The organism is Cellulophaga lytica DSM 7489 (genome assembly GCF_000190595.1).
GTDB classification, from domain to species: Bacteria; Bacteroidota; Bacteroidia; order Flavobacteriales; family Flavobacteriaceae; genus Cellulophaga; species Cellulophaga lytica.
In genome coordinates this window covers 1,319,860-1,345,490 of sequence record NC_015167.1, presented here as the reverse complement: position 1 = coordinate 1,345,490, position 25,631 = coordinate 1,319,860, and the positions used below count along the sequence as shown (strand labels likewise).

The window sequence follows — 25,631 nt, the reverse complement described above, 5'->3', positions numbered from 1 at the left end:
TTTTATGAATAAGTTTAAAACAGAGATAAAATGGGGTTTTATCTTTACTGGTTTTGCACTTTTATGGGCATACATAGAAAAACAATTGGGATGGCATACAGACCAAGTTAGTGAACATTTAATATATACCAACTTGTTTGGTGTAGTTGCTATTGCTATATATGTTTTTGCTTTAAAAGATAAAAAACAAACAGATTATAAAGGTGTAATTACTTGGAAGGAAGGTTTTATTAGCGGTATTGTTTTAAGTGCAGTAATAGCTATATTAAGTCCAGCTACGCAATACATTACGTACGTTTACATATCTCCTGAGTATTTTTCTAACATTACAGAGTACATTGTAGGAGCAGGAAAAATGACTCAAGAAAACGCAGAAGAATATTTTAACATTAATAATTATATACGACAAGGCATATTTACATCGTTATCTATGGGAGTGGTAACGGCAGCAATTGTGTCTTTTATCATTAAAAATAAAAAAAAATAAAAATATGGGAGGTGATATTGTATTTCCATTACTAGCACTATTTGTAGTAGGAGTTTATGTGTTTAACAGAGTTAGAAATAGCAAAAAGTATAAAAGAAAGTAAATAGTATACAGGTTTAAAGACCTGTATATTATATAAAGAATAAATATGGTTAATTACTTAAAAATGTTTTTGTTAACATTTTTTTAAGGATTAGCTATTTTATATAAAGCGTTTTGGTTTTATATTTGTAAACTTCTGATTATTAAAAGAAATGTATAAAAAGATTATTTCTATATTTTTTACCGTATTATTCTTGGCGTTTTTATCTGCGCCAACCATAATTACTATGGTGAATGATTCTGTAGATATTTCTGCTTTTTATTCCATTTCTGAAGAAGAAGATAATTGCGCTAAAAAATATTTAAGCGTAGACAGTTTTTCTGAAACAAACGTTTCTTACGTTTTAAAAAGAGAAAAACAAGGGTATTCAGATAAAAAATACCCTAGACCTCTTATTAACCTTGTTTCGCCCCCTCCCGAGTACCACATAGTATAATTAGGCTTTAACTACGCACTGTAGTGTAGTTATTATTAATTTATTTTAATACCCTCTTGATAAAAATATGCTCAAGAGGCAAAATTTACTATGTTTATGTTTAAAAATTTAAAAAGCGACTTACCAGCGAGTATTGTCGTATTCTTTGTTGCATTACCATTATGTTTAGGTATTGCATTGGCTAGTGGAGCACCACTTTTTTCAGGTTTAATTGCCGGTATAATTGGTGGTATTATAGTAGGAGGCTTAAGTGGCTCTAGAGTTGGGGTTAGTGGACCTGCAGCAGGTTTAGCAGCTATTGTACTAACTGCAATTGGCTCATTAGGAGGTTATGAAAACTTTTTAGTAGCCGTTGTTTTAGGAGGTATAATACAATTGGTTTTTGGGTTTTTAAAAGCTGGTATTATTGGGTATTACTTTCCTTCTTCAGTAATTAAAGGGATGCTAACAGGTATTGGTATCATTATTATTTTAAAACAAATTCCACACTTTTTTGGGTATGATGCAGAACCAGAAGGAGCAGATAGTTTTATAGAGGCTTCTGGTGAAAATACCTTTTCTGCTATCTTTAATATTTTTGATAATATAGCAGTTGGTCCTACAGTAGTAGGTCTTATAAGTTTAGGTATATTATTACTTTGGAGCAATGTTCTTGTTAAAAAAGGAAAGTTTTTTGAAGTAATACAAGGTCCTTTAGTAGCTGTTGCTGTTGGTATTATATTTTACGTAGTAACACAAACTAATGATGCTTTGGCAATTTCACCTGCGCATTTAGTAAGTGTACCTGTGCCAGATAGTTTTGACTCTTTTCTTGGTCAGTTTAGTTTTCCTAATTTTTCAGCAATTACTAATCCTGCAATTTGGGTTACAGCTTTTACTATAGCTTTAGTAGCAAGTTTAGAAACTTTATTGTGTGTAGAAGCTACAGATAAACTAGACCCAGAAAAAAGCGTAACTCCTACAAATAGAGAGTTATTAGCGCAAGGAACAGGTAATATTATTTCTGGTTTAATTGGTGGTTTGCCAATTACACAGGTTATTGTAAGAAGTTCTGCAAACATACAGTCTAACGCAAAAACAAAAATGTCTGCAATTTTACATGGATTTTTGTTATTAATTTCTGTAATACTTATACCAACGTTACTTAATAAAATTCCGTTATCTGTATTAGCTGCAATTTTATTAATTGTAGGTTATAAGTTGGCTAAACCAGCTTTATTTGCTAAAATGTACAAACTAGGTTGGAAACAGTCTATCCCATTTTTTGTTACAGTAGCTGGTATTGTTTTTACAGATTTACTAGTAGGTATAGGTTTAGGTTTAGCTGTTGGTATAGTTGTAATTTTACTTAAAAGTTACCAAAATTCTCACTTTTTACACATAGAGGATAACAGTAATGGTAAACACAAAATTAAAATGTCTCTTGCAGAAGAAGTTACTTTCTTTAACAAAGGAGCTATTTTAAAAGAATTAGATAGTTTGCCAAGAGATACATACTTAGAGTTTGATGTTACTAAAACTAGATACTTAGACTATGATATTATTGAAATATTAGAAGATTTTGCCTTTAAAGCAAAAGAACGTAATATTGATATTAAGCTAATTTCTAAAAGAGGTATAGTAGAGAACCCAGATAGTTTTATAGAATTTTTTAAACTAAGACCAAAATCTAAAATTAGTTTAAGCTAATTACTATGTTAAAAAAGAAATATAAAATTCTTGTATTATCAGATTTAAAAAAGACAACAGTATCTACTGTAAAAAGTACTGTTAACCTTGCAAAAATGATAAACGGAGATGTATCTTTTTTTCATGTGAAAAAAGCATCTGATGTAGTTGTTAGAGACAACCAACTGTCTGCTATGCGTGCTATTAATGAGCAGTACAATAGTACAGACCGTATAATTAGTGCTATAATTAAACCAATTTCTAAAGTACAAAACATAAAAATTAAATATAGTTTTTCTTTTGGAAACGTTAAAAACGAAATAGCTAAACAAATAGAAGAACAGCAACCAGATATTATTGTTCTAGGAAAAAGAAAACCTAAGATGATAAATGTAATTGGTGATCATGTTACAGACTTTGTGCTTAAAAATTACAAAGGAGTAATTATGATAGCTGCTAATGATGGCGCTGTTAAACCCATAGATACATTAGCATTGGGAGTTTTAAATAAAAATGAAGAACCACTAAATTTAAAATTTACGCAAGATTTAATTAAGCACAGTCAGCAGCCATTAACTTCTTTTTCTGTAGTAGAAAAAGGAAGCAATTTAACTGATATGCAAAACTCTAAAAATGCAGTAACATATGTTTTTGAGCAAGGAGACAATGCCATACAAAACATAGCTAATTACTTAACAAAAAGTAACATTAACCTACTGTGTGTAAATAGGGCTACTAGAGGTATAAATAGTGTAATAGATAAAACAAATGTTTCTTTACTCTTATATGCTAACGCGTAGTAAACATTAAAAAAATAATAACTAAAATATAATATATGAAAGCACATACAAAAGAAACACAAGCTACAATGACACCAGAAAAGTCATTGCAATTTTTAAAAGAAGGAAACCAAAGATTTCAAAGCAACTTAAAAGCAAATCGTAACTTACTAGAGCAAGTTAATGACACTAGTGAAGGCCAGTTTCCTTTTGCAACAATATTAAGCTGTATAGACTCTAGAGTATCTGCAGAATTGGTTTTTGATCAGGGTTTAGGAGATATTTTTAGTGTACGTATTGCAGGTAACTTTGTAAACGAAGATATTTTAGGTAGTATGGAGTTTGGCTGTAAACTAGCAGGCACAAAACTAATTGTAGTTTTAGGACATACTAGCTGTGGTGCAGTAAAAGGAGCTTGTGATAATGCAGAATTAGGAAACTTAACAGCAATGTTAAGCAAAATTAAGCCTGCAGTAGAAGCAGTATCAGAACCAGCAGATGAAAGCTTACGTAACTCTAAAAACTTAGAATTTGTAGATAATGTAGCTGCTAAAAACGTACAACTTACTATAGACAGGATTGTTGCAGAAAGTGAAGTTTTAGCAGATATGCAAAGTAAAGGAGAAATTAAAATAGTTGGCGCTATGTATGATATTAACTCTGGTGCTGTTACTTTTTTTGAGTAAAAACTATAAATAGCCACAACACTAAGCTTTATAGCGTTAATCTAGTAAAAAGGCAAACGTATAAATCTCTATCATTAGTTAAAAAGGCAATTGTTTTGTCTTAATTAGCTATTTGGTAGAGATTTTATTTGTTCTTAAGTAAAAACATCTGCCGTAAAATAATACCTTTGCAGTGCAAATAAGTAACTATGAGTAATATTAGAATAACAAAACAGTTTAGTTTTGAAACCGGTCACGCATTATATGGTTATGATGGAAAATGTAGAAATGTACACGGACATAGTTATAAATTATCTGTTACCGTAATTGGGGCTCCAATAGCAGATAATACTAATGTAAAATGGGGAATGGTTATAGACTTTGGCGATCTTAAAAAAATAGTTAAAGAAGAAATTGTAGATGTGTATGACCATGCTACGGTTTTTAATAAAAACACACCACATATAGAGTTGGCAAATGAGTTAATGCAAAGAGGGCACAGTGTAATACTTGCAGATTACCAACCAACTAGTGAAAATATGGTGATAGATTTTGCTGCAAAAATTAAAGCCAGATTGCCAGAAAACATTAGTTTGCACTCATTAAAACTGCAAGAAACAGACTCTTCTTTTGCAGAATGGTACGCGGCAGATAACTAAAAAAATCTGTTTACGTATCTTTACTAGCAATGAAAAAAATTACAATTCCTAAAGGTAAAAAAGTATACTTTGCAAGTGACAACCACTTGGGTGCGCCTACTATGGCAGAAAGCAAGCCAAGAGAGAAAAAGTTTGTTGCTTGGTTAGATAAGGCTAAAGAAGATGCTGCTGCAATTTTTTTGTTAGGAGATTTATTCGATTTTTGGTTTGAGTATAAAACTGTAGTGCCTAAAGGTTTTACAAGGACCTTAGGTAAACTTGCAGAGCTTACTGATGCTGGCATACCTGTGTATTATTTTGTAGGTAATCATGATCTTTGGATGGATGGTTATTTTGAAGAAGAATTAAACATACCAGTTTACCACACACCTCAGCAATTTTTATTTAACAATACGTCATTTTTTATTGGTCACGGAGATGGTCTAGGACCACATGATAAGGGGTACAAAAGAATGAAAAAGGTGTTTACAAACCCTGTTTCTAAATGGTTTTACAGGTGGTTGCACCCAGATATTGGGGTATCTTTAGCTCAATATTTTTCAGTAAAAAACAAAGCAATTTCAGGTGATGATGATGTAAAGTTTTTAGGCGAAGATAATGAGTGGTTGGTGCAATATGCAAAACGCAAATTAGAAACCAAACATTATGATTATTTTGTTTTTGGACACCGCCATTTACCAATGACTATAGACCTAAACGGAAAATCTACCTACATTAACCTTGGCGACTGGATTGGTTACTATACCTACGCAGTTTTTAATGGCGAACAACTAAGTTTAGAAAAGTTAGAAAATTAATTTTCTAGCATCTTAAACTCTACCCTTCTGTTTTGTGTACGGCCTTCTTCAGTAGTGTTATCAGCTACAGGTTTGCTACTGCCATATCCTATCCATTTTACACGGTTTTCATCAATTCCACTATCAATTAAATAGCTCGCCACAGCTTTAGCACGTTGGTTACTAAGTTCTAAGTTACGTTCTTTAGAACCAACAGCATCGGTATGCCCATAAATCTCTATAGAAAGCTTGTTGTTGTTGCGTAAAATTGTAGTTAATACATTTATTTCTTCTTCAGAAGCAGTTAGTAAATCAGCCTTATTAAACTCAAATAAAACATTTTTAAACGTGTATACTTTATTGCGCTCTATTTTTGGTGTAGCATCTGCTTTTTGTGGTACAGTTTCAGCATACAAAGGAGGCAATTCTCGGTCTTTTGCTTCAACACTAACATCATCTATGTAATAGTATGAGAAATCTTTTTCGTTTACCTCAGAGACTTTCATTTTTTGGGTTCTACTATTGCTAGCAAAATTTCCAATGGTAAAATTAGTTTCGTATCCTTTAGCGGTAAAAGGAATGTAAACTTGCATCCAAATTTGTTTGCTCTTATAAAAAATAGGATCTGGTTGCATATAATGGTCGTACACTAAACCATTAATTTTAGACAGTGTTTTGTGTGTAACTAAGGTTTTTTTGCTGTTTGTTATAGTAGAGCCAGCAATAGGTTTGTTGCTAAAAACAATACTAAAATCAGAAATTGCAAGCGTAGCATAATCCGCTAAGCTTACATAAAAGGTAACAATATATTTTTTGTCTTTTTCTAGCTTTTCATTTAAAGAGCCTTGTATATATTCTCTATAATCTTTATTAGAGTATGTAAAAATGCCAGCGTAAGCAAAACCGCTACGAGCTATTTGTTTGCCGTTGTGGTTAAAAAAACCAACAGTTCTACTACAAGAATTTAAGTAATCTGTAGTGCCTTGTAGTGTAGACCAATCTACTACATTGTTTGTAAACCTGCCAATGTCTTCTGGGCAATGTTTATAATCTTCAAAACTAGAGTTTTTAACAAGGTTTTGTGCAGAGCCAATTGCACTACTAAGTACTAAACATACCGCAAATAATATTCTCATTTTTTTTATAGGTTGATAACTGCCTCTTTATGAGCTGTAGTGCAAAATCAGCTAGTTTTTATCGTGTATTAAACGTAAAAATATAGGGTTTTATTTTGTTTAAAGAGTAGAATATTTAAAATTGATTATTCCTCTTTTTCGTGTTCTTCTACATCCTTGCTAAGGTCTAATTTTCTAAAGCTAGGAGAAAAAATAGCAGTGGCACCAACGGTAATCAACGTCATTGTTCCGCCAAAAACCACTGCGGTTACAGTACCCATTAATTTAGCTGTAAGTCCGCTTTCAAAAGCACCAAGCTCATTAGAAGAGCCTACAAACATAGAATTTACAGAGGCTACTCTGCCACGCATATGATCTGGTGTTTTTAATTGTAAAATAGTTTGCCTTATAATCATAGACACACCGTCTACAGCACCACTAAAAAATAAGGCAGCAACAGACACCCAAAAATAGGTAGACAATCCAAAAACAATTATACAAATACCAAAAGCAAATACAGCAAGTAGTAGTTTTTTACCAGCAAATTTGTGTAGCGGAAAACGGGTAGACATTAACATCATTAACGCTGCGCCAACAGCTGGCGCGGCTCTTAATACTCCAAAGCCTTCTGAGCCTACTTGTAAAATATCTTGTGCAAAAACAGGCAATAGAGCAACAGCGCCACCAAATAGTACGGCAATCATATCTAAAGTTAATGCGCCTAATACAGCTTTAGTTTTAAAAACAAAGGTTAGTCCTTCTTTTAAACTCTTAAAAACTGGCTCGCCTATTTTAGGATTAAGAATGGGTTTTTTAGGAATTTTCAGTAATACAATTAAAGCAAATAACGAAAACCCAAAAATTACACACATAGACCAGTGAACACCAATCCAACTTATAAAAAAGCCAGCTAAAGCAGGACCTAAAACAGATGCCATTTGCCAAGTAGTACTACTCCACGTAGCAGCATTTGGGTATATTTTTTTTGGAACAATTAAGGCAATTAACGAAAAAATAGTAGGGCCTAAAAACGCACGTACTAAGCCCCCTAAAAAAACTAAAAAATAGGTAGTGTATAAAATTGTCTTGGTAGTAGTTTGTGCTATAACACTTGGCATACTAATAACAAATAAGCCAAAGCTAATTACAGAAAAACCTAAAATGCATTTAATTAAAAGGTTTCTTTTTTCTTTTTGGTCTACAATATGCCCTGCAAATAGCGCCATAGACACTGCAGGAATAACCTCCATAAGTCCAATTATACCTAACGAAAGCGGATCTTTAGTTAAGGAGTACACTTGCCACTCTATAACTATAAATTGCATAGACCACGCAAAAACCATAGCAAACCTAACTAGTAAAAAAGTATTAAATTCTTTGTAGCGTAGTGCTGCGTACGGATCCATTTTATAACTGTTTAGTTAGTGTAAATGTATTACAATTAACAAAGAGTTACTAAACTTAATTGTTACAGATGTCACTTAAAAAATTATCTATGTTTAACTGAAAAATAGTGCCCTCTATTAAGTCGTTTATCGCTGTTAACTCATTAACGCTAACAGCCAAACTAACTTGTGGTACTGGTGTTTCTAATAACATGGCTCTGCACGATTTTTTTTTAGCGCAACAACTGCAAACGGCATTAGAGTTCATAGTGTTTTGTACATGCTCTGCAAAACGTATTAACTCCTTATGAGTAAGTAAAAAACCAGTATCTCTAAACACCACTTGTATTTTACTTCGGTAATTTTTAGTCTCTTTTTTCCAATGAAAGGCAATTCCAAAATCATTATAATAAATAGCGTCTATGTCTCTCATAATCGTATAGGTTAAAGAAGTTTTTTATTGTTTAATTTCTGAATAGTTTCTAGCACATCTTTAACCGCAATTGTCATACTTTTTGCAGAAATAGTTGCACCAGAAATAGCGTCTACATTTTCACCATACACTGGTTTTTTGTTTACAGATAAACCAATAAATTGTTTTAGCCAACGCTGTGCGCCTATTTGCCTGCCGTGGTCTTCTCTGTAAATTAAAACTTTTGTTTTTTTAATGCTTAAATCCTTGTTTACAAACACCACATAGTCAAATACATTTTTCATACTATTTGCTTGTCCAACGTATGCGTAACCTAGCAACTCTGCATCTGTGTTAATTTTAAAAACATAATCTTTAGGCGGAATCACATCACTTGTGATTCCGTTTAAACTAAAAGATTCTGTACCGTAAGCAAAGCTTATAGCTGCATCTACTTTTTTTTGTAATTTTTCTGGTAGTTGAGGGGTAGTAAACGCCAGTAACAAAAATGTAAAAGCAATACATAGTAGGGTAGTTCTTTTATTTTCCTGGTGCATTTTCTGTTGTTTTGGTTGATGCAAATTTTTGTATTAAAGCAAGGATTTCTTTTTCGTTAGCATTCTTTTTTTCTAACTCATAAAAATGCATAAATAATGGTTTTTTATCTACAGCTTTAGCAAGTTCTATTTTACTGTTTTTAGTGTATACTTTATTCCAAGCAGATCTAACTTTTGCCCAAAATTTCTTATTATTTTTCCACCAATCTTTTGCAGCTTTACATTGCTCATCTGGTACTCTTACATAGGTGTTATATCCTTTTTCTTGAGCTAAAAGCACATCTTTTTTTCCGGTTTCTCTAATAATTTTATCATTGTCTTGTTCGTGTAACCAGCCATAATCTGTAATTTCTTGGCGGTTGCCTCTTGCCATAACATTGTAATCACTTCTTTTAGAGTATTCTCTTCTTGGTAATGGAGAATCTGATTTGTTTTCCCAGTAATTTTTGCCATCTGCATGTATCCAAGTTGCAGATCCAGAGTATCTAGGGCTATCATCTACTTGGTAAACCAATTGTGTCCATTGTCCTTTTACTTCATTTTCCGGTAACTCTGTAAATACCCACTTTTTGTCTTTATCGTAATGAAAAACACGATTGTTTTCATACAACCAATCTTGCCTCCAATGCTTAATTACCATAGTATCTTTTATAACCAATAGGTGCTGTATAGACAGTTTGTTGTTTTCATCTTCAATTAACTCTGCCCATTCTAAAGCTCCAGAGGTATAATCTAAATGCTTTTCATAATCAATTTCTGGTGCAAAAGTTTCTGTGTACTTAAAATTCACTTTAAAACAACCACACATATCTTTAATAGATTCTTTGTCTAATTGTTTTTTGTCTTGTGCAACTCCTTGCAAACTAAAGCCAACTATTACTATGGCTAAAAAAAGTACTTTTTTCATAATTGTGTATTTGTATGTAATGTCTGTTTTGTTCCTACAAAAATATTAAATTTATTTAGATTGATTAAAAATAACACATATATTTGTCGAAAATTATTAGGAATGATTCTAAATAGTAAATATTTATCTATTTATTTTATGCTTTTTTTCTCTGTTTTTGTGTTCTCACAAGAGTTAAAAAAAGACTCAATAAACTTAAATAAGTTAGAAGAGGTAGTTGTTACGGGACAGTATAATCCGCAATCAATAAAAAAATCGGTACATAATGTTATTGTAATAAACAGAGAGCAAATAGAAAACCAGGCAGCCAATAATTTGGCAGATATATTAAACTTTAATTTAAACCTAACAATAGTTCCTAATGGGCAAACAGGAAAATCTACAATTTCTTTTTTTGGTTTAGATGCACAATACTTCAATATTTTGGTTGACAATATTCCTCTTGTTAGCGACAGCGGACTAGGTAATAATATAGATTTAACACAAATAAATCTTGATGACGTTGAGCGTATTGAAATTGTAGAAGGAGCAATGGGAGTTGAGTATGGAGCTAATGCTGTTTCTGGAGTTATTAATATTATCACCAAAAAATCTAGTGATAGTGATTGGAAAGTACAAGCAATTTTACAAGAAGAAACAATTAGTGATGAGTATGCTTGGTTTAATAAAGGTAAGCACATACAAGGACTAAATATTGGTCATAATATAAACAACAACTGGTATACTAGATTAGGAGTAAATAGAAATCAATTTGCAGGTTTTTATAATGGCAGGCAAGGTAAAAACTATTATAAAAATGATGGTTTAAGAGGGTATGATTGGTTGCCTAAAACACAAATAAACACTAACGCATTATTAAATTATACTAAAAATAACTTTAAGCTTTTTTATAAGTTTGAATACCTAAATGAAGTTGTTAATTACTATGATGCAGCTGTTAGAGCTAATATAGATACACAATCGCAAACTAGTAACCCGTCTGCAACAGATAGAATTTTTACAACCAATAGATTTGTTAATAATTTAAGTGTAAACGGAAGATTAAATTCTGGCGCTAATTACAAGGCTTCTGCATCTTATCAAAAACAAAAGCGCAACCTAAATGAGTTTAATAATTATATAATTACAAACCAGAGAAGTAATGAAACTGATGAGGTTTACCAATCTAGTAGTGTGTTTTTCTCTAAAGGAAGTATTAACAACCTAATTAAAAGTGATTCTTATAATTTTCAATTGGGTTATGAATCTCGTTTTATTAAAGGTTTTGATACCCAGGCTTCTGGAGAGGTAACAGAGCAAGACAAAGAACAGTCTCAAAGTAATTATGCAGTATTTGGATCTTCAGAAATAAATGCTTTAGATAAAATTCTTTTACGCCCTGGTTTACGCTATGAATACAATTCAATTTTTAAATCAAAACTTTTAGGTTCTTTAAGCGCACGCTACCTTATAAAAAATGGGTTTGAGTTAAGAGCAAACCTAGGGAACTCCTACCGTACACCAAATTTTGAAGAATTGTACTATTATTTTGTAGATAGCAATCATGATGTTAGAGGTAATGAAAATTTGAAGCCAGAAAACGGTTTTACGTCTTTTTTAAATTTAAAAAAACGTAGCTGGATTAAAAATACGTCGCTTTTAAACACATTAAAATTTACCTATATAGACGTAAAAGATAAAATTGATTTAGCCATTGTAAACCAAACGCCATTACAGTATCAATACATAAATATTAATGAGTATAAGTTGTGGGGTGTAACATTAGATAATAGCTTAAAAACAGATAATTGGACGCTTAATTTAGGTGCTACAATACAAGGTATTTCTCAGGTTGCTAATGATGAGGCAAACTCAGGAGATAAATTTCTTTATTCTTTTCAATTAAATACAAGTAGTACATACCAGATAGAAAAATGGAATACAGCAGTAACTGTACTTTTAAAACACACGGGAGAACAACAAAACTATAGCGCTACAGGAACTGATGCTAACGGAAACCCAACGTTTTCCAAAACAACTACCAATGCTTACAATTGGGTAGATGCCTCATTTAAAAAATCTTTTTTAGAGAATACCTTTCAGGTTACTCTAGGAGCCAGAAACTTATTAGATGTTACTACTGTAGATGTTAATGGCCCTGTAGGAGAGGGAACTCATTCTTCTGCTAGCAATGGTATTTTACTTGGTTACGGACGATCTTATTACTTAAAACTATTATATAACCTTAAATTTTAAAATTACAATTATGTTAAACAAATTATTAACTATTACACTATGTGCTACAGTTATAGCTTTTACTAGCTGTAGTAAGGATGACGAGCCTGGCGAAGCTATTAAAGTTGTTATAGAAGGAGCGTCAATAGCTCCAAATGTAGGAGGACCAAACGAGCCAAACCAAGTATATGTAGATTTAAGTGCCAATACATCTTCAGTAGTACAAAGAGATACTTGGGATTTAGGATTTTTCTCTGGTGAAAATTTTAGAGTAGTGCTTAATGGTTCAATATATATGGCAACAGCTAAACTTTCTGTTATAGATATTGATGCTATAAACTCCACTTCACAAGAAATTAAAGATTTACAGCCACAGGTAGCTATTGGTACTTTTGATCCTGCAAATTCTGAATTTGTTGATGCCCCAGATGGTAACATTTTAGAAACTGCTTTAGATGAAATTTCTAGTACAGATGCCAATAACTCAGTATACCTTGTAAACTTAGGTTTTAAAGTTGGTACAGAAGTTCCTGGTACAGGTAGTGTTGCTGTTAGTGGAGAGTCTAGAGGCTGGAAAAAAATTAGAATTCTAAGAAATGGTAGTAATTATGTTTTACAATATGCAGATTTAGATGATACAACACATAAAGAAGTAACTATTTCTAAAAATGGCGACCATAATTTTACATTTTTTAGTTTTGATACAGAGACAGAAGTTACTGTTGAACCAGAAAAAGAGAATTGGGATTTAAATTTTACTGTTTTCACTAATGAGATAGAAGGTTATGGGTCTTATGGGTATTCTGATTTTGTGGTTAATAACGTAAAAGCCAATGCACAAGTATATATGATAGATACAGAAGTTGAAACCGATTTAAATTATGACAACTTTACGTTAGCAAATGTTGATGCTTCTAAATTTATTAATGACCAAAGAGGTGTAGGAAGTAGTTGGAGAAATGGTGGTGGACCAGGCGCTCTACCTTCTTTAAAAGATAATGTTTTTTATGTGATGTCTGATACCGACGGAAACCTATACAAAATTAAGTTTTTAGCACTTACAAATGCAGACGGTGAACGTGGTCACCCAGAGTTTGTGTATTCATTATTAAAGTAAAAGAATAAACAATTATTTACCCCTAAAAAAGGAGTTAATAGCAAAGTTAAGTTTTGAGTTAGTTTTTTTCTAAAAAGTCCAAGCATTTAATTTGTGTTTGGGCTTTTTTATCTAATATCCCTAAGTTTTAATTGTAAGCTAACAACCCCTTGCCACTCATTTTCGTCTAAAGAAAAAACAGCGCTAAAAGGCTTTTTGTTTTGTACTAAAGGCAATTTATTTCCTAAATTAAAACCAATAGCTCCAATTGGGTTAGAACCGTTTTGTACAGCAGCTAATTTTAAATGCGCTTCTTCTTGCCCTACGCCTTTGGCATAACCTGTGTCTTGTAGGTTTTCTGCCATAAATACAGGCGACATATTACCTGGGCCAAAAGGTTCCATTTGTTTAATAATTCGCATTAATTTTGGACTTATTTCATTAAAATTAAGCTCTGCATCTATAGTAATTTCAGGAGTTAAAAGGTTGGGATCTATAGTTTTTGTAACAACTTTTTCAAATTCTTTTTTAAACCCATCATACTGTGCTTCAGATAAGGTTAAACCAGCAGCATATTTATGGCCTCCAAATTGTTCTATGTGGTCTGCACAAGCTTCAAGTGCATTGTAAACATCAAAACCTTTTACAGAGCGTGCAGATGCAGCTAGTTTTTCGCCGCTTTTAGTGAAAACTAAAGTAGGTCTGTAATACGTTTCTGTTAGTCTAGATGCTACAATGCCAATAACACCTTTGTGCCAATTTTCATTATAAACTACAGAGGTAAAATGTTTTTCTTCTTTGTTATCTGTAATTTGTACTAAAGCTTCTTTGGTAATTTCTTGGTCTAGTTCTCGCCTATCTGCATTGTACTGTTCAATGGCAGCAGCAAATTCTTCTGCCTGCTCCAAATTTGTTTCGGTAAGTAAATTAACAGCGTGCAAACCGTGTACCATACGTCCCGCAGCATTTATACGAGGAGCAATTACAAAAACAACATCTGTAATAGTAAGTACATCTTTTTTAATCTGATTTATAATAGCTTTAAAACCAGCTCTAGGCGTACTATTAATAACCTGTAATCCATAATAGGCAAGCACCCTATTTTCGCCAGTAATAGGGACAATATCTGCACCAATTGCCGTAGCAACCAAGTCTAAATAAGGTACTAAATCCTCTATAGTTTGTCCTCTTTTGCTACCTAAAGCTTGTATCAATTTAAAACCAACACCACAACCACAAAGCTCATCATACGGGTAATTGCAATCGTTCCTTTTGGCATCTAAAACAGCAACAGCATTTGGTAACGTAGCACCAGGTCTGTGGTGGTCACAAATAATAAAATCTACACCTTTTTCTTTTGCATAAGCAACTTTATCTACCGCTTTTACACCACAATCTAATGCAATAATTAGACTAATATCATTATCATCTGCATAGTCAATACCGGCATAAGACACACCATAACCTTCTTTATATCTATCCGGAATATATGTAGTAACATTAGGGTAGTAACTTTGTAAATAAGATGATACTAACGCAACAGAAGTTGTGCCATCTACATCATAATCGCCAAAAACCATAATATTTTCTTCATTGGCAATAGCTTGCTCTATACGAGCAATAGCCAAATCCATATCTTTTAATAAATATGGGTCGTGTAAATCTGATAGTTGTGGTCTAAAGTATTTTTTAGCCTCTTCAAAAGTTGTTATACCGCGTTGTAGTAATAGTTTAGCCACAATTTCATCAACCTGTAATGCATTTTGTAGTTCGGCTACTTTAGCAGCATCAGGTTTAGGTTTTATGGTCCAGCGCATGTAGTGTTTTTTGTATTTAAGAATCAAGAGTCAAGAGTCAAGAATCAAGATGAAAAAATTAAGTTGAAATTCAAGCACAAAGAATCAACCTAAAGCTCAATAGTTATTTCTTCTTATTTTTAATAATAGTAGCAATAATTTTAATTAGTTGTTCAACTTCATTTAATAACAAAGCTCTTCTTTTTTCATTGCCATAATTTACTTTTGTCAAAATTTTTAGATTAACTCTAGATTCTTTTAATTCTTTAAGTGATAGACTTGCTTTAAAAATATAATCTCTATTAGAATTTGTTCCTTGCGCTTCTCCAAAGTTAAGTGCAGAACTCCCTCCAGAACGTAAAAGTTGATTTCCATAATATTGACCAGTCATATCTGTTGGTAAATCTTTACAAAAAAGTATTATTTCTGAGGCAAATTCAACTAGCCTATCTTCAATATCAAATTTTTTCTCGGACATTCTTATGTTTTGCTAAAGCTAATGCTTTTAATTTGAACTTGTTTCTTGAGCTTAAATTTATAACTTTTAAGAGCCAAGAAGCAAGAGTCAAGATAAAAGAACTTTAAACTTATTTTTTTTGAGCTTTAGTTTATAATCTACAACAGTTAATTTAAGCGTGATGAAAAATAGTTTTAATATCTAATGTTGCAAAACGTCTAAACATTTCCATAACACCACAGTATTTTTCAACTGATAAATCTACCGCACGTTGCAATTTTTTTTCATCTAAATTACTGCCGTGAAAATGGTATTCTATAGTAACAGCATCATAATACTTAGGGTGCTCATCTGTTAAGTTTGCAATAGTTTCAATTGTAAACTCATCTACATCTAACTTCATTTTTTTCATTAAAGATGCAACGTCTAAACCAGAACAACCTGCTAAGCCAGCAAGCATAAGCGCTTTAGGTCTGTAACCTTGTCCGTCACCACCATCTTCTTTGGCAATATCTATAGTTAGGTTATTCCCAGACGGGTTGTTACTTTCAAAAGCCATGTTGCCCAACCATTTGGTTGTAATATGATTTGTTGTACTCATAATTTTTTTTCGTTTCTTGTAGATTCAAAAATACAACTAAATATAAAAATAACTATGGCTTTAGTAAACCCTTTAGATCCTAATCACGATTCTGAAACAAAAGAATTGGCAGAATTTTTTAATGAGACCTTAGGCTTTTGTCCTAATTCTGTTTTAACAATGCAGCACAGACCAGCAATATCCAAGGCTTTTATAAACTTAAATAAAGCTGTTATGGCTAATGAGGGTAATGTAACATCTGCATTAAAACGTATGATTGCTTGGGTTAGTAGTAACGCTACTGGTTGTAGATATTGCCAAGCACATGCTATTAGAGCAGCAGAACGTTACGGAGCAGAGCAAGAGCAGTTAGATAATATTTGGGAGTACAGAACTCACGCTGCTTTTTCTGATGCAGAACGTGCAGCCCTAGATTTTTCTTTAGCAGCATCTCAAGTGCCAAATGCTGTAAATGCAGAAATTAAAGAGAATTTATACAAGTATTGGAACGAAGGTGAAATTGTAGAAATGTTAGGTGTTATTTCTTTATTTGGATATTTAAATAGATGGAATGACTCTATGGGAACTTCTATTGAAGAAGGCGCTGTAGAAAGTGGAAATCAATATTTAGGTAAACACGGTTGGGAAGAAGGTAAACACAACGGAAGTGCTTACTAAAAAGAAACCCGCATACTATTTATAAGCCCTGCCATTTTGGTGGGGTTTTATTGTTTTAGATTGATGTACTATTTGCTTGTAACAGTAAGTTCACCATCATTAGGAATGGCATATTCTTCACAAGAATTTTTAATTTCGTTGTAGCGTTTAGGGGAAACATCTAACCAGAAATCATCACCAAAAAGATTAAAAAAGTACCTGTTATCAACGTGCTTTTGATACATACTTTCCATCTTATAATTGTTTTTTGTAGTGGTGGAGTTTGTAACAGAATCGGTAACAGTTATAGGGTAGTTGTTTTTATTTGCGTAGTGTATATAAATAGTGTCCTTACAAAACAAAAAGTTTTTAGGTTCTCCGCTGCCCAAACTCCAGTTAACATCTGGTTCATGTAGTAAAACATTGTATTTGTAGGTGTGCGTAGTACCGTAATTTGTGCCTGTTAATATACCTATAGATGTTTTGTCTTTATTGGTTTTAAAAACAGTTAATCGCATACCATTTGGTAAAACCGAGCTTTTTTCGGTAGTACTTTCTTGTGTATTGCTTTTACAACTTAATATGCTTACACTAAAAGCAAATAATATGGTATAGTTAATTGCTTTAAAATTGATTTTCATCTTTATTTTTTTATTAAAGCTTCAGTATCAAAAGCTAAGCCGCTAAAACCAGTTTTTATAAAATTTCTAATGTTTAAGTGTCCGTTTCCCTCCGGGTCTTGTAACACATCTTTTCTATAGTAATCTCCAAAACAAGCCAAAGTTTCTTCTTTGGATAATTCTTGTTTTAAAGCAAAAGCAAACAATTTACAAGAACCAGAGTTTTCCCCCTCTTTATTCTCTAAGCTGCCATTTTTAAAAGCAGTTGGTGTAAAGGTGTAATTATCTTCTATAACCTGCATTGTATCTGTAAAAGCAATAGCAGTTGGGTTGTTTTTTAGTTTTTCTTTAAATTGATCTAAAGTCATATGGTAAAAGTATAATTGATTTTTAATATGTTTATCCCGTTTTACAGTGAAAAAATAAGAAGGGAAGCTCTTACCTTTTTAGCTCAGCAATGCAATGTTCTGCAGTTAGCTTTATTGTTGCTTGGGCATTAACAATGGTAGCATTTATGGATGATGTGCTAGTAACCATATCTAAAGTTGAATTAATAGCTTTAGTATACCAATTTTGCCAAGCATTTATAATGTTTATTTGTGTTTGTAGTTTACCTCCTTTTGCTAATGCTAGCTTTCCTTGTTTTAGCTCTTCGTTTAGGCGAGTAATAGCAGCTTTTTCAATATCAGAAATAATAATTTTTGCGGTATGTTTATTTGCGTTTAAAAGAGTATAAGCACTAATTAAAGCTGCTGTGCCTACGTTTTTAAGTGTAGTTTTAGAAACCTTATCTAGTCTGTCATTATCTGTGTGATAAAATTGATCTGTAAAATGCCAAAATAATACTCCAGGAATATCTGCAGCTAAAAACGGGGTATGGTCACTACCACCTTCATAAGGATTTGTATTTACCTCCCAGTTTGTACGTTTGCCTTGTTCTTTAAATATTTTTAGTACAAAATCATTTAAATAATGTGGTTTCATTTGTTCTAAAGACAAAACGCTGCCGCCCCATTCTGTATGTTTATCGTTTCCTCTTGTCCAAATTGCACTTGGATCTGGCATTTTTTCAATTAAAAACGAACCTCCTGTAATAGCGGTATTTTCGCCAACCATATCTAAACTAATTCCCCATTTTATATTTTTAGCTCTTGCTTTATCTTCTTGCACATACCTTCTGGTAGATACAATTTCATCTCCCCATAAAAAGGTTAATGTTCTTTTTGGGCTTAATTTACCTTCTTTAATAAATTTGGCTGTTAATGTGGCCATCTCTAAAGCAACGCCAACACCTGTAGCATTATCGTTTGCACCAGGTTCTTGTACGTGTGCGCTATATACAAGTCTTTGTTCTGGGGCAACTGCTCCTTTAATATCTGCAACTAACGTTAATTCTGTAGATGGGTAAATGTTGGTTTTAATATTTGCAGTAACAATTACTTTTTCTTTTTGCAATTTCTTTTTAAGTCTTTGTTTGGCGTGGTAAGACAGTGCTATTGCCCAGCCTTTAACATCTTTATTTTGTGGTATAGACCTAAACTGTATAGATGTTGTGTTTTTTTCTGGTTGTAAATAGCTTGGGTTGCTGTATGATAATATTCCTGCTGCGCCACCTTTAACTACGGCAGTATTAAAAACTCTAGCCGGACTAGTTTCTACAAAAACAATTTTACCTTTTACGTTAGTATCTTTTAGTTTAGAAACATCTGCAATATAAATCACCTCTGCAGTTACACCTTTTTTTGGTGTGCTGTAAGAGTTTAAAGCAATCATATTACTATTGGTGCTATTTTGCAATAAAGGCAATTTTTCACCTTGTATTGTTAGGCTAGCTGCTACAGATTCCCAAGTGGTTTTTTTTAATGGCCTTTCTTCTATTCTATAAGTTAAAATGGTAGAGCTATTCGTCTTTTCTTCTTTAATAAAACCAGCCTTTTCTAGCTCTTCAGCAACTTTATGTATGCTTTTGTTAAAACCAGTATTACCTACTACACGCCAATACTTTTCTACAAAGGCGGTAGTGTTGTAAGCTAAGTCTCCTGTAAACTCATTAACAACTAATTTGCTATAGTCTACAGTAGTATTTTTTGTTTCTACTTTGTTTGTAAAAGTAGTTGTAGGTCTAGTTTTGCAAGCTGTAAAAGCTATAAAAATTAGGAGTGATATAATTTTTTTATACATACAAATGAGACTTACAGGTTTTTTGGTTTTATTTTTTACCACCAACAATAATCACAATTTCCCCTTTAGGAGGTTTTGCTGTGTAGTGTTCTAAAACTTCTTGTGCAGTACCACGTATTGTTTCTTCAAACATTTTAGTAAGTTCCCTAGAAACAGAAACGGGCCTGTCTGTGCCAAAATATTCCACAAAATGTCCTAAAGTTTTAATAAGCTTGTGTGGCGACTCATAAAAAATAATAGTTCTAGTTTCTTCAGCCAATAGCTTTAAACGTGTTTGTCTTCCTTTTTTAACAGGTAAAAAACCCTCAAAAACAAATTTATCATTAGGTAATCCGCTATTAACCAGTGCTGGCACAAAAGCTGTAGCTCCTGGTAGGCAGTCTACCTCTAAATTATTTTCTACACAAGCGCGAGTTAATAAAAAACCAGGATCTGATATGGCAGGAGTTCCTGCATCAGAAATTAAAGCAATATTTTCTCCTGCTTGTATGCGTTTAACAATGCCGTCTACCGTTTTATGCTCGTTATGCATATGGTGGCTGTGCATTTGCGTGTCTATCTCAAAATGATGTAATAGTTTTCCGCTAGTACGTGTATCTTCAGCTAAAATTAAATCTACTTCTTTTAAAACTTTAATAGCTCTAAAAGTAATATCCTCTAAGTTACCAATTGGTGTAGGTACCAAATATAATTTTCCCATTGTAAAAAGTATAATTAAGGTCTTTGGTTTTTACCAAAGTAGTAAGATAGTGCAGCACCTACAAAGGCTATAGCAGCAAATAGGTAACCACCATTATCTGTAATATAATGTGCGGCAAATGCCATTGTTGTATTTAGGAAAAAACCAAAGTAAGCCCACTCTTTAAGTGTTTTAGAAAAATTACCCCAAATAGCTACTAAGCCCAAAATTTTAGCAATTGCTAGTGGGTATATCAAATATGTAGGGTAGCCTAAGTGTGTAAAATACCCAGATATGGCATTGTGGTTAAAAAAATAGTTGTAAACAGAAAAGCACATAATTGCAGTAAGCAATAATGTGCCAATCCAATAAAGTATTTTAGTACTATTCATAAAAAAGTTTTATGCAAATTTACGTTCAATAATTGCCATAAAACGTTCTTCATACTCTTCTTTTCCTATCCAATTGTTATAATCTGGTTTTACCATATTATTTATAAATGAAACAGAACGCTCCTCGGTATCTATAGTACTAAGCTGAGACAATACTCTTTGGTAATCTTCATTACTATTATTAAATAGGTGTTTTACAAAAGCAAGTCTGTCATTTAAACCAATTTTTATTTCTCCATTTACAATTTTACTTGCTGTTTTTTCTTGTGTAGCAGCAGTTTTAGTATCTGGCACAAAAAGTTCTTGGTCGTTTTTAGCGTACTCAGGTTTTTGTGCAAACTCATTAAGCATATCATCTGTAGGTATTGGCTCACCCATTTCTGGCATCATATCCATAATGGTATTAATCCCAGGAGTAATAATATCTTCTTGGTGAGGATTACTTTCTGGTACAGATGTATTCTCATAAATTACAGCGTTTGCTAATTTTTCAAATTTTTCTGCAATAATATTTTTTGTAACATCTACTTCTACGTCGTGTAATTTTTCTTCAATAAATTTTAGTACTGCTAATTTCTCATATAACTCTTTAGCAGTTTCATATAAATCAGAAATATTATCTAATTCATTGGAAGTTAGTATGTCCGTAGACATTTTCATTAATTCTTGTTTTAATTTTTCCTTCATCTCCCTAATATTTTAAAACCTTATCTGGTTAAAATTTTCAATAATTTTAATCGATCTACTAAATAAGAACGAAAAACGCTTTATTTTCGTCTAAAAATACAAAATGTTTCTTGAAAATACGGTTAACCCCAAAGAACAATTTGGCTGGATAGAGGTTATTTGCGGATCTATGTTCTCTGGTAAGACAGAAGAATTAATTAGAAGACTTAAACGTGCGCAGTTTGCAAAGCAAAAAGTTGAAATTTTTAAGCCTATTGTAGATACGCGCTACCATGAAGAAATGGTAGTGTCTCATGATGCTAATGAAATAAGGTCTACGCCTGTGCCTGCTGCTGCAAATATACGGTTGTTGGCAGATGGTTGTGATGTTGTAGGTATAGATGAAGCTCAGTTTTTTGATGACGAAATTGTTACAGTTTGTAATGATTTAGCTAACAAAGGCATACGTGTATTGGTAGCAGGTCTAGATATGGACTTTAAAGGAAATCCATTTGGGCCAATGCCAGCCTTAATGGCTACAGCCGAGTATGTAACTAAAGTGCATGCAATTTGTACACGTACGGGTAACTTAGCCAATTATAGTTTTAGAAAATCTAATAATGATAATTTAGTAATGCTAGGTGAAACCGAAGAGTATGAGCCACTAAGTAGAGCAGCATATTACAAAGCAATGCTTAAAGAAAAGGTAAAAACTATAGACGTAGACGCAGAGCAAATAAAAGACCCAAAAAAAGATAGTAATGCCTAAGGCAACAGAAACTGTTCTAGAAATTAACTTAAATTATTTAGAGCAAAACTACAAATACCTAAAATCTAAACTAGCACCAAACACAATGTTTTTGGCTGTGGTTAAAGCATTTGCATATGGTAGTGATCAAGTGCAAATTGCCAAAAAAATTACAGAACTAGGTGCAGATTATTTAGCTGTTGCATATACTAGTGAAGGTGTTGCAATACGCAAAGCAGGCATACAAACACCTATATTAGTACTGCATCCGCAAGAAGTAAATTTTGAAGAAATTGTGGCTTATAATTTAGAGCCAAGTATTTATTCTGCCAGAATTTTAGATCAGTTTATAAAATATACTTCATCAATAAATAAAGAAGATTATCCTGTACATTTAAAATTTAATACAGGATTAAATAGGTTGGGTTTTTTAAAGGCTGATGTGCCACAAATTGTTCAAAAAATACAAGAAACAACAACAATTAAAGTTGCTTCTGCTTTTTCTCATATGGCAGCGTCAGAAGATTTAACAGAAAAAGAGTTTACAGAGCAGCAAATACAAAAGTTTAAAAGTATAAGTAACACACTAGATGGTTTACTTTGCTATTCACCTATAAAACACATGTGTAATACATCTGGTATTTTAAATTATCCAGACGCTCACTTTAATATGGTACGTAGTGGTATAGGGTTGTATGGTTTTGGTAACGATGCAAAGTATGATGTGTATTTAAAACCAATAGCTAGTTTAAAAACAGTAATTTCTCAGTTGCATAACCTAGACCCAAACCAAAGTGTAGGGTATAATATGGCATACAAAGCCACCCATAAAATGGTAACAGCAACACTACCTTTAGGTCACGCAGATGGTATTTATAGAATTTATGGCAACCAAAAAGGATTTGTATTTATTAACGGCAAAAAAGCACCAATAGTTGGCAATACCTGTATGGATATGATTATGGTAGACGTAACCAATATAAACTGTAAAGAAGGCGATGAGGTTATTGTTTTTAATGAAGTGCATACTGCAGATGCATTAGCTACAGCAGCAGGTACAATCTCTTATGAATTGGTAACGGGAATATCACAGCGTGTTAACCGAGTTTTTATTTTTTAAGATAATTTTAAGAAACTGTAATTTTTAGTATATTGCAGGTATTAACTAAATAAATACACTAAACATGTTTAAAGAATTTAAGAATTTTATTATGACTGGCAACGTTATAGACTTAGCGGTTGCAGTATTATTGGCAGGCGCAATGGGGCTTGTAGTTAGCGGTTTCGTTAGCGATATTATGATGCCTCTTGTAGGTCACTTCTCTGGAGGAATTGATTTTGCAGATATGAAAGTTGTTCTAGATGAAGCAGTAGTTGCTACAGATGGTACTGTTACTAAGCCAGAAAACGCAATATTATATGGTAAATGGATTAATGCTATAATTAACCTTATTATTGTTGGTTTTGTGTTGTTCTTAATCGTAAAAGCTTACAACAAAACAAAAACTCCTCCGGCTCCAGCTGCACCAGCAGGACCAACACAAGAAGAGTTATTAGCACAAATTAGAGACTTACTAAAAAAGTAATTCCCTAATAATTATATAAAGCCGCTAAGCTTACCAGTAAGCTTGGCGGTTTTTTTATTTCTTTTTTAAAATGTTATAAATAAAACAATTTGTTATATTTATTTTATTCTATTAAAACTTGCTTGGCGGTTAAACTACATTAAACTACATTTGTTATTCTAAATATTATAAAAATGAAAGTAGCCGTAGTTGGTGCCACAGGAATGGTAGGAGAAGTAATGCTTAACGTATTACAAGAACGTAATTTTCCATTAACAGAGTTATTATTAGTAGCCTCAGAACGTTCTGTAGGTAAAAAAATGACCTATAACGGCAAAGAACATACCGTTATTGGCTTGGCAGATGCTGTTGCAGCAAAACCAGATTTAGCAATTTTTTCTGCAGGCGGAGACACCTCTTTAGAATGGGCTCCAAAATTTGCAGAAGTAGGCACAACCGTAGTAGACAATTCTTCTGCGTGGCGTATGGATCCTACAAAAAAATTAATAGTTCCAGAAATTAATGCAAGTGAACTAACCAAAGAAGATAAAATTATTGCAAATCCAAACTGCTCTACCATACAGTTGGTAATGGTTTTGGCACCTTTGCATAAAAAATATAAAATGAAACGTGTAGTAGTTTCTACCTACCAATCTGTTTCAGGTACAGGCGTAAAAGCTGTAAAGCAACTAGAAAATGAAACGGCTGGCATAAAAGGAGAAATGGCTTATCCTTATCCAATTAGCAGAAATGCGTTACCACATTGTGACGTTTTTATGGATAACGGCTACACAAAAGAAGAGATGAAACTATCTCGTGAACCACAAAAAATATTTAACGACCGTACCTTCTCATTAACAGCAACAGCAGTGCGTATACCAACAGCAGGTGGCCACTCAGAGTCTGTAAACGTAGAGTTTTATAATGATGCAGACGTTAGCGAGGTAAGGCAAGTATTAAGCAAAGCAGCAGGCGTAGTTGTACAAGATAATCCAGATACAAACACCTACCCAATGCCAGTTTACGCACATAATAAAGACGATGTTTTTGTAGGGCGTATACGTAGAGATGAGTCGCAAGCAAACACATTAAATATGTGGATAGTTGCAGATAACCTACGTAAAGGAGCAGCAACAAATGCAGTGCAAATTGCAGAATACCTTAACAATAATAAGTTACTGTAATACGCAGTTTTAGTTTTGGGTGTTCCTAACGGGCGGGCTTTACATTGCAATCTTTTTTAAGAAAAATAAAAAAGGATTTTCATTACAATCCCTAACACAAAAATAAAAACCTTTAAGAAGAATTCTTCTTAAAGGTTTTTTTGTATTATTTTTAAAAACATAAAGCGCTAAATGTGATATAGTTTGCAACAGCTTAAAGCCAAAAAATATGATACCAATTAATGATTTACTAATATTTGGATTAGCGGCATTGATAATGGTGCTTTCGCCTGGTCCAAATATGATTTATTTAATCTCAAGGTCTTTATCGCAAGGAAAAAAAGCTGGAGTCATTTCTCTTTTAGGAGTAATGTGCGGATTTTTATTTCATATACTTATGGTGTCTTTTGGACTTACGGCAATATTTTTTGCGGTTCCATATGCATTTATAGTGGTTAAATTTCTTGGAGTAGCTTATTTATTATATTTAGCTTATAAAACTGTTAAATCCAAAAACAAAATATTTGACGCTGACCAAGGTCTTAAATCAGACAAACCTCTTAAACTCTTTAATATTGGTTTTTTAACAAATATATTGAACCCTAAAATGGCAGTATTTTATCTTTCATTTTTTCCTCAATTTATAAAACCTAAATATGGCTCTATATTAGGTCAAAGTTTTCAACTTGGAATTATACAAATAATAATAAGTTTTTCAGTTAATTTTTTGATTGTCATATCAGCTGCTAAAATGGCAAGTTGGTTCTCCAAAAAGCCAATATGGTTAAGAATACAGAAGTGGTTTATGGCTTCTGTATTAACCGGACTTGCCATAAAAATGGCATTGGCAAAAGCAAAATAAAAACTG

General features: G+C 32.7%; 29 protein-coding genes. 15 read left to right on the top strand and 14 right to left on the bottom strand.

Going from position 1 to position 25,631, the window contains the following annotated elements; genetic code table 11:
• Positions 1–4: 4 nt before the first annotated feature.
• From CELLY_RS06075 to CELLY_RS06045, 7 genes are all read left to right on the top strand, one after another.
• On the top strand, positions 5–487 hold the full coding sequence (locus CELLY_RS06075; protein WP_013620785.1) for a DUF4199 domain-containing protein: 483 nt from the start codon (positions 5–7) through the stop codon (positions 485–487).
• A 254-nt stretch (positions 488–741) separates the two neighbouring features.
• Positions 742–1,026: a hypothetical protein gene (locus tag CELLY_RS06070; protein ID WP_013620783.1), complete on the top strand. Its 285-nt coding sequence runs from the start codon at positions 742–744 to the stop codon at positions 1,024–1,026.
• 96 nt (positions 1,027–1,122) lie between these two features.
• Positions 1,123–2,715 carry a SulP family inorganic anion transporter gene (locus tag CELLY_RS06065; protein ID WP_042257316.1) on the top strand — a complete coding sequence of 531 codons (1,593 nt, stop codon included), beginning with the start codon at positions 1,123–1,125 and terminating at the stop codon, positions 2,713–2,715.
• A gap of 5 nt (positions 2,716–2,720) precedes the next feature.
• A complete protein-coding gene (locus tag CELLY_RS06060) occupies positions 2,721–3,494 on the top strand; it encodes a universal stress protein (protein ID WP_013620781.1) in 774 nt (257 codons plus the stop codon).
• A 35-nt stretch (positions 3,495–3,529) separates the two neighbouring features.
• Positions 3,530–4,159, top strand: coding sequence for a carbonic anhydrase family protein (locus CELLY_RS06055; protein WP_013620780.1), 630 nt, complete (start codon positions 3,530–3,532; stop codon positions 4,157–4,159).
• A 188-nt stretch (positions 4,160–4,347) separates the two neighbouring features.
• Positions 4,348–4,797, top strand: a complete 450-nt coding sequence (locus tag CELLY_RS06050) for a 6-pyruvoyl trahydropterin synthase family protein (protein ID WP_013620779.1) — start codon at positions 4,348–4,350, stop codon at positions 4,795–4,797.
• Positions 4,798–4,826: 29 nt separating this feature from the next.
• On the top strand, positions 4,827–5,594 hold the full coding sequence (locus CELLY_RS06045; protein ID WP_013620778.1) for a UDP-2,3-diacylglucosamine diphosphatase: 768 nt from the start codon (positions 4,827–4,829) through the stop codon (positions 5,592–5,594).
• Here CELLY_RS06045 and CELLY_RS06040 read toward each other — a convergent pair.
• The 5 genes from CELLY_RS06040 to CELLY_RS06020 all read right to left on the bottom strand — a co-directional run bounded on the left by CELLY_RS06040 (position 5,591) and on the right by CELLY_RS06020 (position 9,949).
• On the bottom strand, positions 5,591–6,709 hold the full coding sequence (locus CELLY_RS06040; protein WP_013620777.1) for an OmpA family protein: 1,119 nt from the start codon (positions 6,707–6,709) through the stop codon (positions 5,591–5,593). The genes CELLY_RS06045 and CELLY_RS06040 overlap by 4 nt on opposite strands.
• A gap of 125 nt (positions 6,710–6,834) precedes the next feature.
• On the bottom strand, positions 6,835–8,094 hold the full coding sequence (locus CELLY_RS06035; RefSeq protein WP_013620776.1) for an MFS transporter: 1,260 nt from the start codon (positions 8,092–8,094) through the stop codon (positions 6,835–6,837).
• Between the two features lie 55 nt (positions 8,095–8,149).
• The gene (locus tag CELLY_RS06030; RefSeq protein ID WP_013620775.1) at positions 8,150–8,506 is read right to left on the bottom strand and encodes a hypothetical protein; all 357 of its coding nucleotides are present in this window, start codon (positions 8,504–8,506) and stop codon (positions 8,150–8,152) included.
• An 11-nt stretch (positions 8,507–8,517) separates the two neighbouring features.
• A complete protein-coding gene (locus tag CELLY_RS06025) occupies positions 8,518–9,042 on the bottom strand; it encodes an FMN-binding protein (RefSeq protein ID WP_013620774.1) in 525 nt (174 codons plus the stop codon).
• Positions 9,026–9,949, bottom strand: coding sequence for a DUF6607 family protein (locus CELLY_RS06020; protein ID WP_013620773.1), 924 nt, complete (start codon positions 9,947–9,949; stop codon positions 9,026–9,028). The genes CELLY_RS06025 and CELLY_RS06020 overlap by 17 nt, the downstream gene beginning before the upstream one ends.
• A 102-nt stretch (positions 9,950–10,051) precedes the next feature.
• Here CELLY_RS06020 and CELLY_RS06015 point away from each other — a divergent pair, with 102 nt between their 5' ends.
• Both CELLY_RS06015 and CELLY_RS06010 read left to right on the top strand, forming a co-directional pair.
• Positions 10,052–12,184 (top strand): TonB-dependent receptor plug domain-containing protein, encoded by a 2,133-nt coding sequence (locus CELLY_RS06015; RefSeq protein WP_013620772.1) that lies wholly within the window; start codon positions 10,052–10,054, stop codon positions 12,182–12,184.
• Between the two features lie 10 nt (positions 12,185–12,194).
• Positions 12,195–13,280: an HmuY family protein gene (locus CELLY_RS06010; RefSeq protein ID WP_013620771.1), complete on the top strand. Its 1,086-nt coding sequence runs from the start codon at positions 12,195–12,197 to the stop codon at positions 13,278–13,280.
• A 107-nt stretch (positions 13,281–13,387) separates the two neighbouring features.
• Here CELLY_RS06010 and recJ read toward each other — a convergent pair whose 3' ends face one another.
• From recJ to CELLY_RS05995, 3 genes are all read right to left on the bottom strand, one after another.
• Positions 13,388–15,076 carry a single-stranded-DNA-specific exonuclease RecJ gene (gene recJ / locus CELLY_RS06005; protein ID WP_013620770.1) on the bottom strand — a complete coding sequence of 563 codons (1,689 nt, stop codon included), beginning with the start codon at positions 15,074–15,076 and terminating at the stop codon, positions 13,388–13,390.
• 103 nt (positions 15,077–15,179) lie between these two features.
• Positions 15,180–15,533 (bottom strand): four helix bundle protein, encoded by a 354-nt coding sequence (locus CELLY_RS06000; RefSeq protein ID WP_013620769.1) that lies wholly within the window; start codon positions 15,531–15,533, stop codon positions 15,180–15,182.
• A 151-nt stretch (positions 15,534–15,684) separates the two neighbouring features.
• Positions 15,685–16,113, bottom strand: a complete 429-nt coding sequence (locus CELLY_RS05995) for an OsmC family protein (RefSeq protein WP_013620768.1) — start codon at positions 16,111–16,113, stop codon at positions 15,685–15,687.
• A gap of 54 nt (positions 16,114–16,167) precedes the next feature.
• On the opposite strand from CELLY_RS05995, the gene CELLY_RS05990 reads away from it, so the two are divergent.
• Positions 16,168–16,770, top strand: a complete 603-nt coding sequence (locus CELLY_RS05990) for a carboxymuconolactone decarboxylase family protein (RefSeq protein ID WP_013620767.1) — start codon at positions 16,168–16,170, stop codon at positions 16,768–16,770.
• Positions 16,771–16,838: 68 nt separating this feature from the next.
• Here the strand turns inward: CELLY_RS05990 and CELLY_RS05985 are convergent, their stop codons facing one another.
• From CELLY_RS05985 to CELLY_RS05960, 6 genes are all read right to left on the bottom strand, one after another.
• The gene (locus tag CELLY_RS05985; protein WP_013620766.1) at positions 16,839–17,390 is read right to left on the bottom strand and encodes a hypothetical protein; all 552 of its coding nucleotides are present in this window, start codon (positions 17,388–17,390) and stop codon (positions 16,839–16,841) included.
• 2 nt (positions 17,391–17,392) lie between these two features.
• Complete coding sequence (locus tag CELLY_RS05980) at positions 17,393–17,737, bottom strand: HopJ type III effector protein (RefSeq protein ID WP_013620765.1); 345 nt, start codon at positions 17,735–17,737, stop codon at positions 17,393–17,395.
• Positions 17,738–17,807: 70 nt separating this feature from the next.
• Positions 17,808–19,550, bottom strand: coding sequence for a M28 family peptidase (locus tag CELLY_RS05975; protein ID WP_013620764.1), 1,743 nt, complete (start codon positions 19,548–19,550; stop codon positions 17,808–17,810).
• Between the two features lie 28 nt (positions 19,551–19,578).
• Positions 19,579–20,250 carry a 16S rRNA (cytidine(1402)-2'-O)-methyltransferase gene (gene rsmI, locus CELLY_RS05970; protein ID WP_013620763.1) on the bottom strand — a complete coding sequence of 224 codons (672 nt, stop codon included), beginning with the start codon at positions 20,248–20,250 and terminating at the stop codon, positions 19,579–19,581.
• Positions 20,251–20,264: 14 nt separating this feature from the next.
• Positions 20,265–20,621, bottom strand: coding sequence for a DoxX family protein (locus CELLY_RS05965; RefSeq protein WP_013620762.1), 357 nt, complete (start codon positions 20,619–20,621; stop codon positions 20,265–20,267).
• Positions 20,622–20,630: 9 nt separating this feature from the next.
• Complete coding sequence (locus CELLY_RS05960) at positions 20,631–21,308, bottom strand: hypothetical protein (RefSeq protein ID WP_013620761.1); 678 nt, start codon at positions 21,306–21,308, stop codon at positions 20,631–20,633.
• 103 nt (positions 21,309–21,411) lie between these two features.
• On the opposite strand from CELLY_RS05960, the gene CELLY_RS05955 reads away from it, so the two are divergent.
• The 5 genes from CELLY_RS05955 to CELLY_RS05935 all read left to right on the top strand — a co-directional run bounded on the left by CELLY_RS05955 (position 21,412) and on the right by CELLY_RS05935 (position 25,625).
• Positions 21,412–22,056 (top strand): thymidine kinase, encoded by a 645-nt coding sequence (locus CELLY_RS05955; RefSeq protein WP_013620760.1) that lies wholly within the window; start codon positions 21,412–21,414, stop codon positions 22,054–22,056.
• On the top strand, positions 22,049–23,155 hold the full coding sequence (gene alr, locus CELLY_RS05950) for an alanine racemase (RefSeq protein ID WP_013620759.1): 1,107 nt from the start codon (positions 22,049–22,051) through the stop codon (positions 23,153–23,155). The genes CELLY_RS05955 and alr overlap by 8 nt, the downstream gene beginning before the upstream one ends.
• Positions 23,156–23,219: 64 nt before the next feature.
• Entirely contained in the window at positions 23,220–23,621 is a 402-nt protein-coding gene (mscL, locus tag CELLY_RS05945; RefSeq protein ID WP_013620758.1) for a large conductance mechanosensitive channel protein MscL, read from the top strand.
• Between the two features lie 173 nt (positions 23,622–23,794).
• Positions 23,795–24,784, top strand: coding sequence for an aspartate-semialdehyde dehydrogenase (locus tag CELLY_RS05940; RefSeq protein WP_013620757.1), 990 nt, complete (start codon positions 23,795–23,797; stop codon positions 24,782–24,784).
• A 208-nt stretch (positions 24,785–24,992) separates the two neighbouring features.
• Positions 24,993–25,625: a LysE family translocator gene (locus tag CELLY_RS05935; protein ID WP_013620756.1), complete on the top strand. Its 633-nt coding sequence runs from the start codon at positions 24,993–24,995 to the stop codon at positions 25,623–25,625.
• Positions 25,626–25,631: the final 6 nt, after the last annotated feature.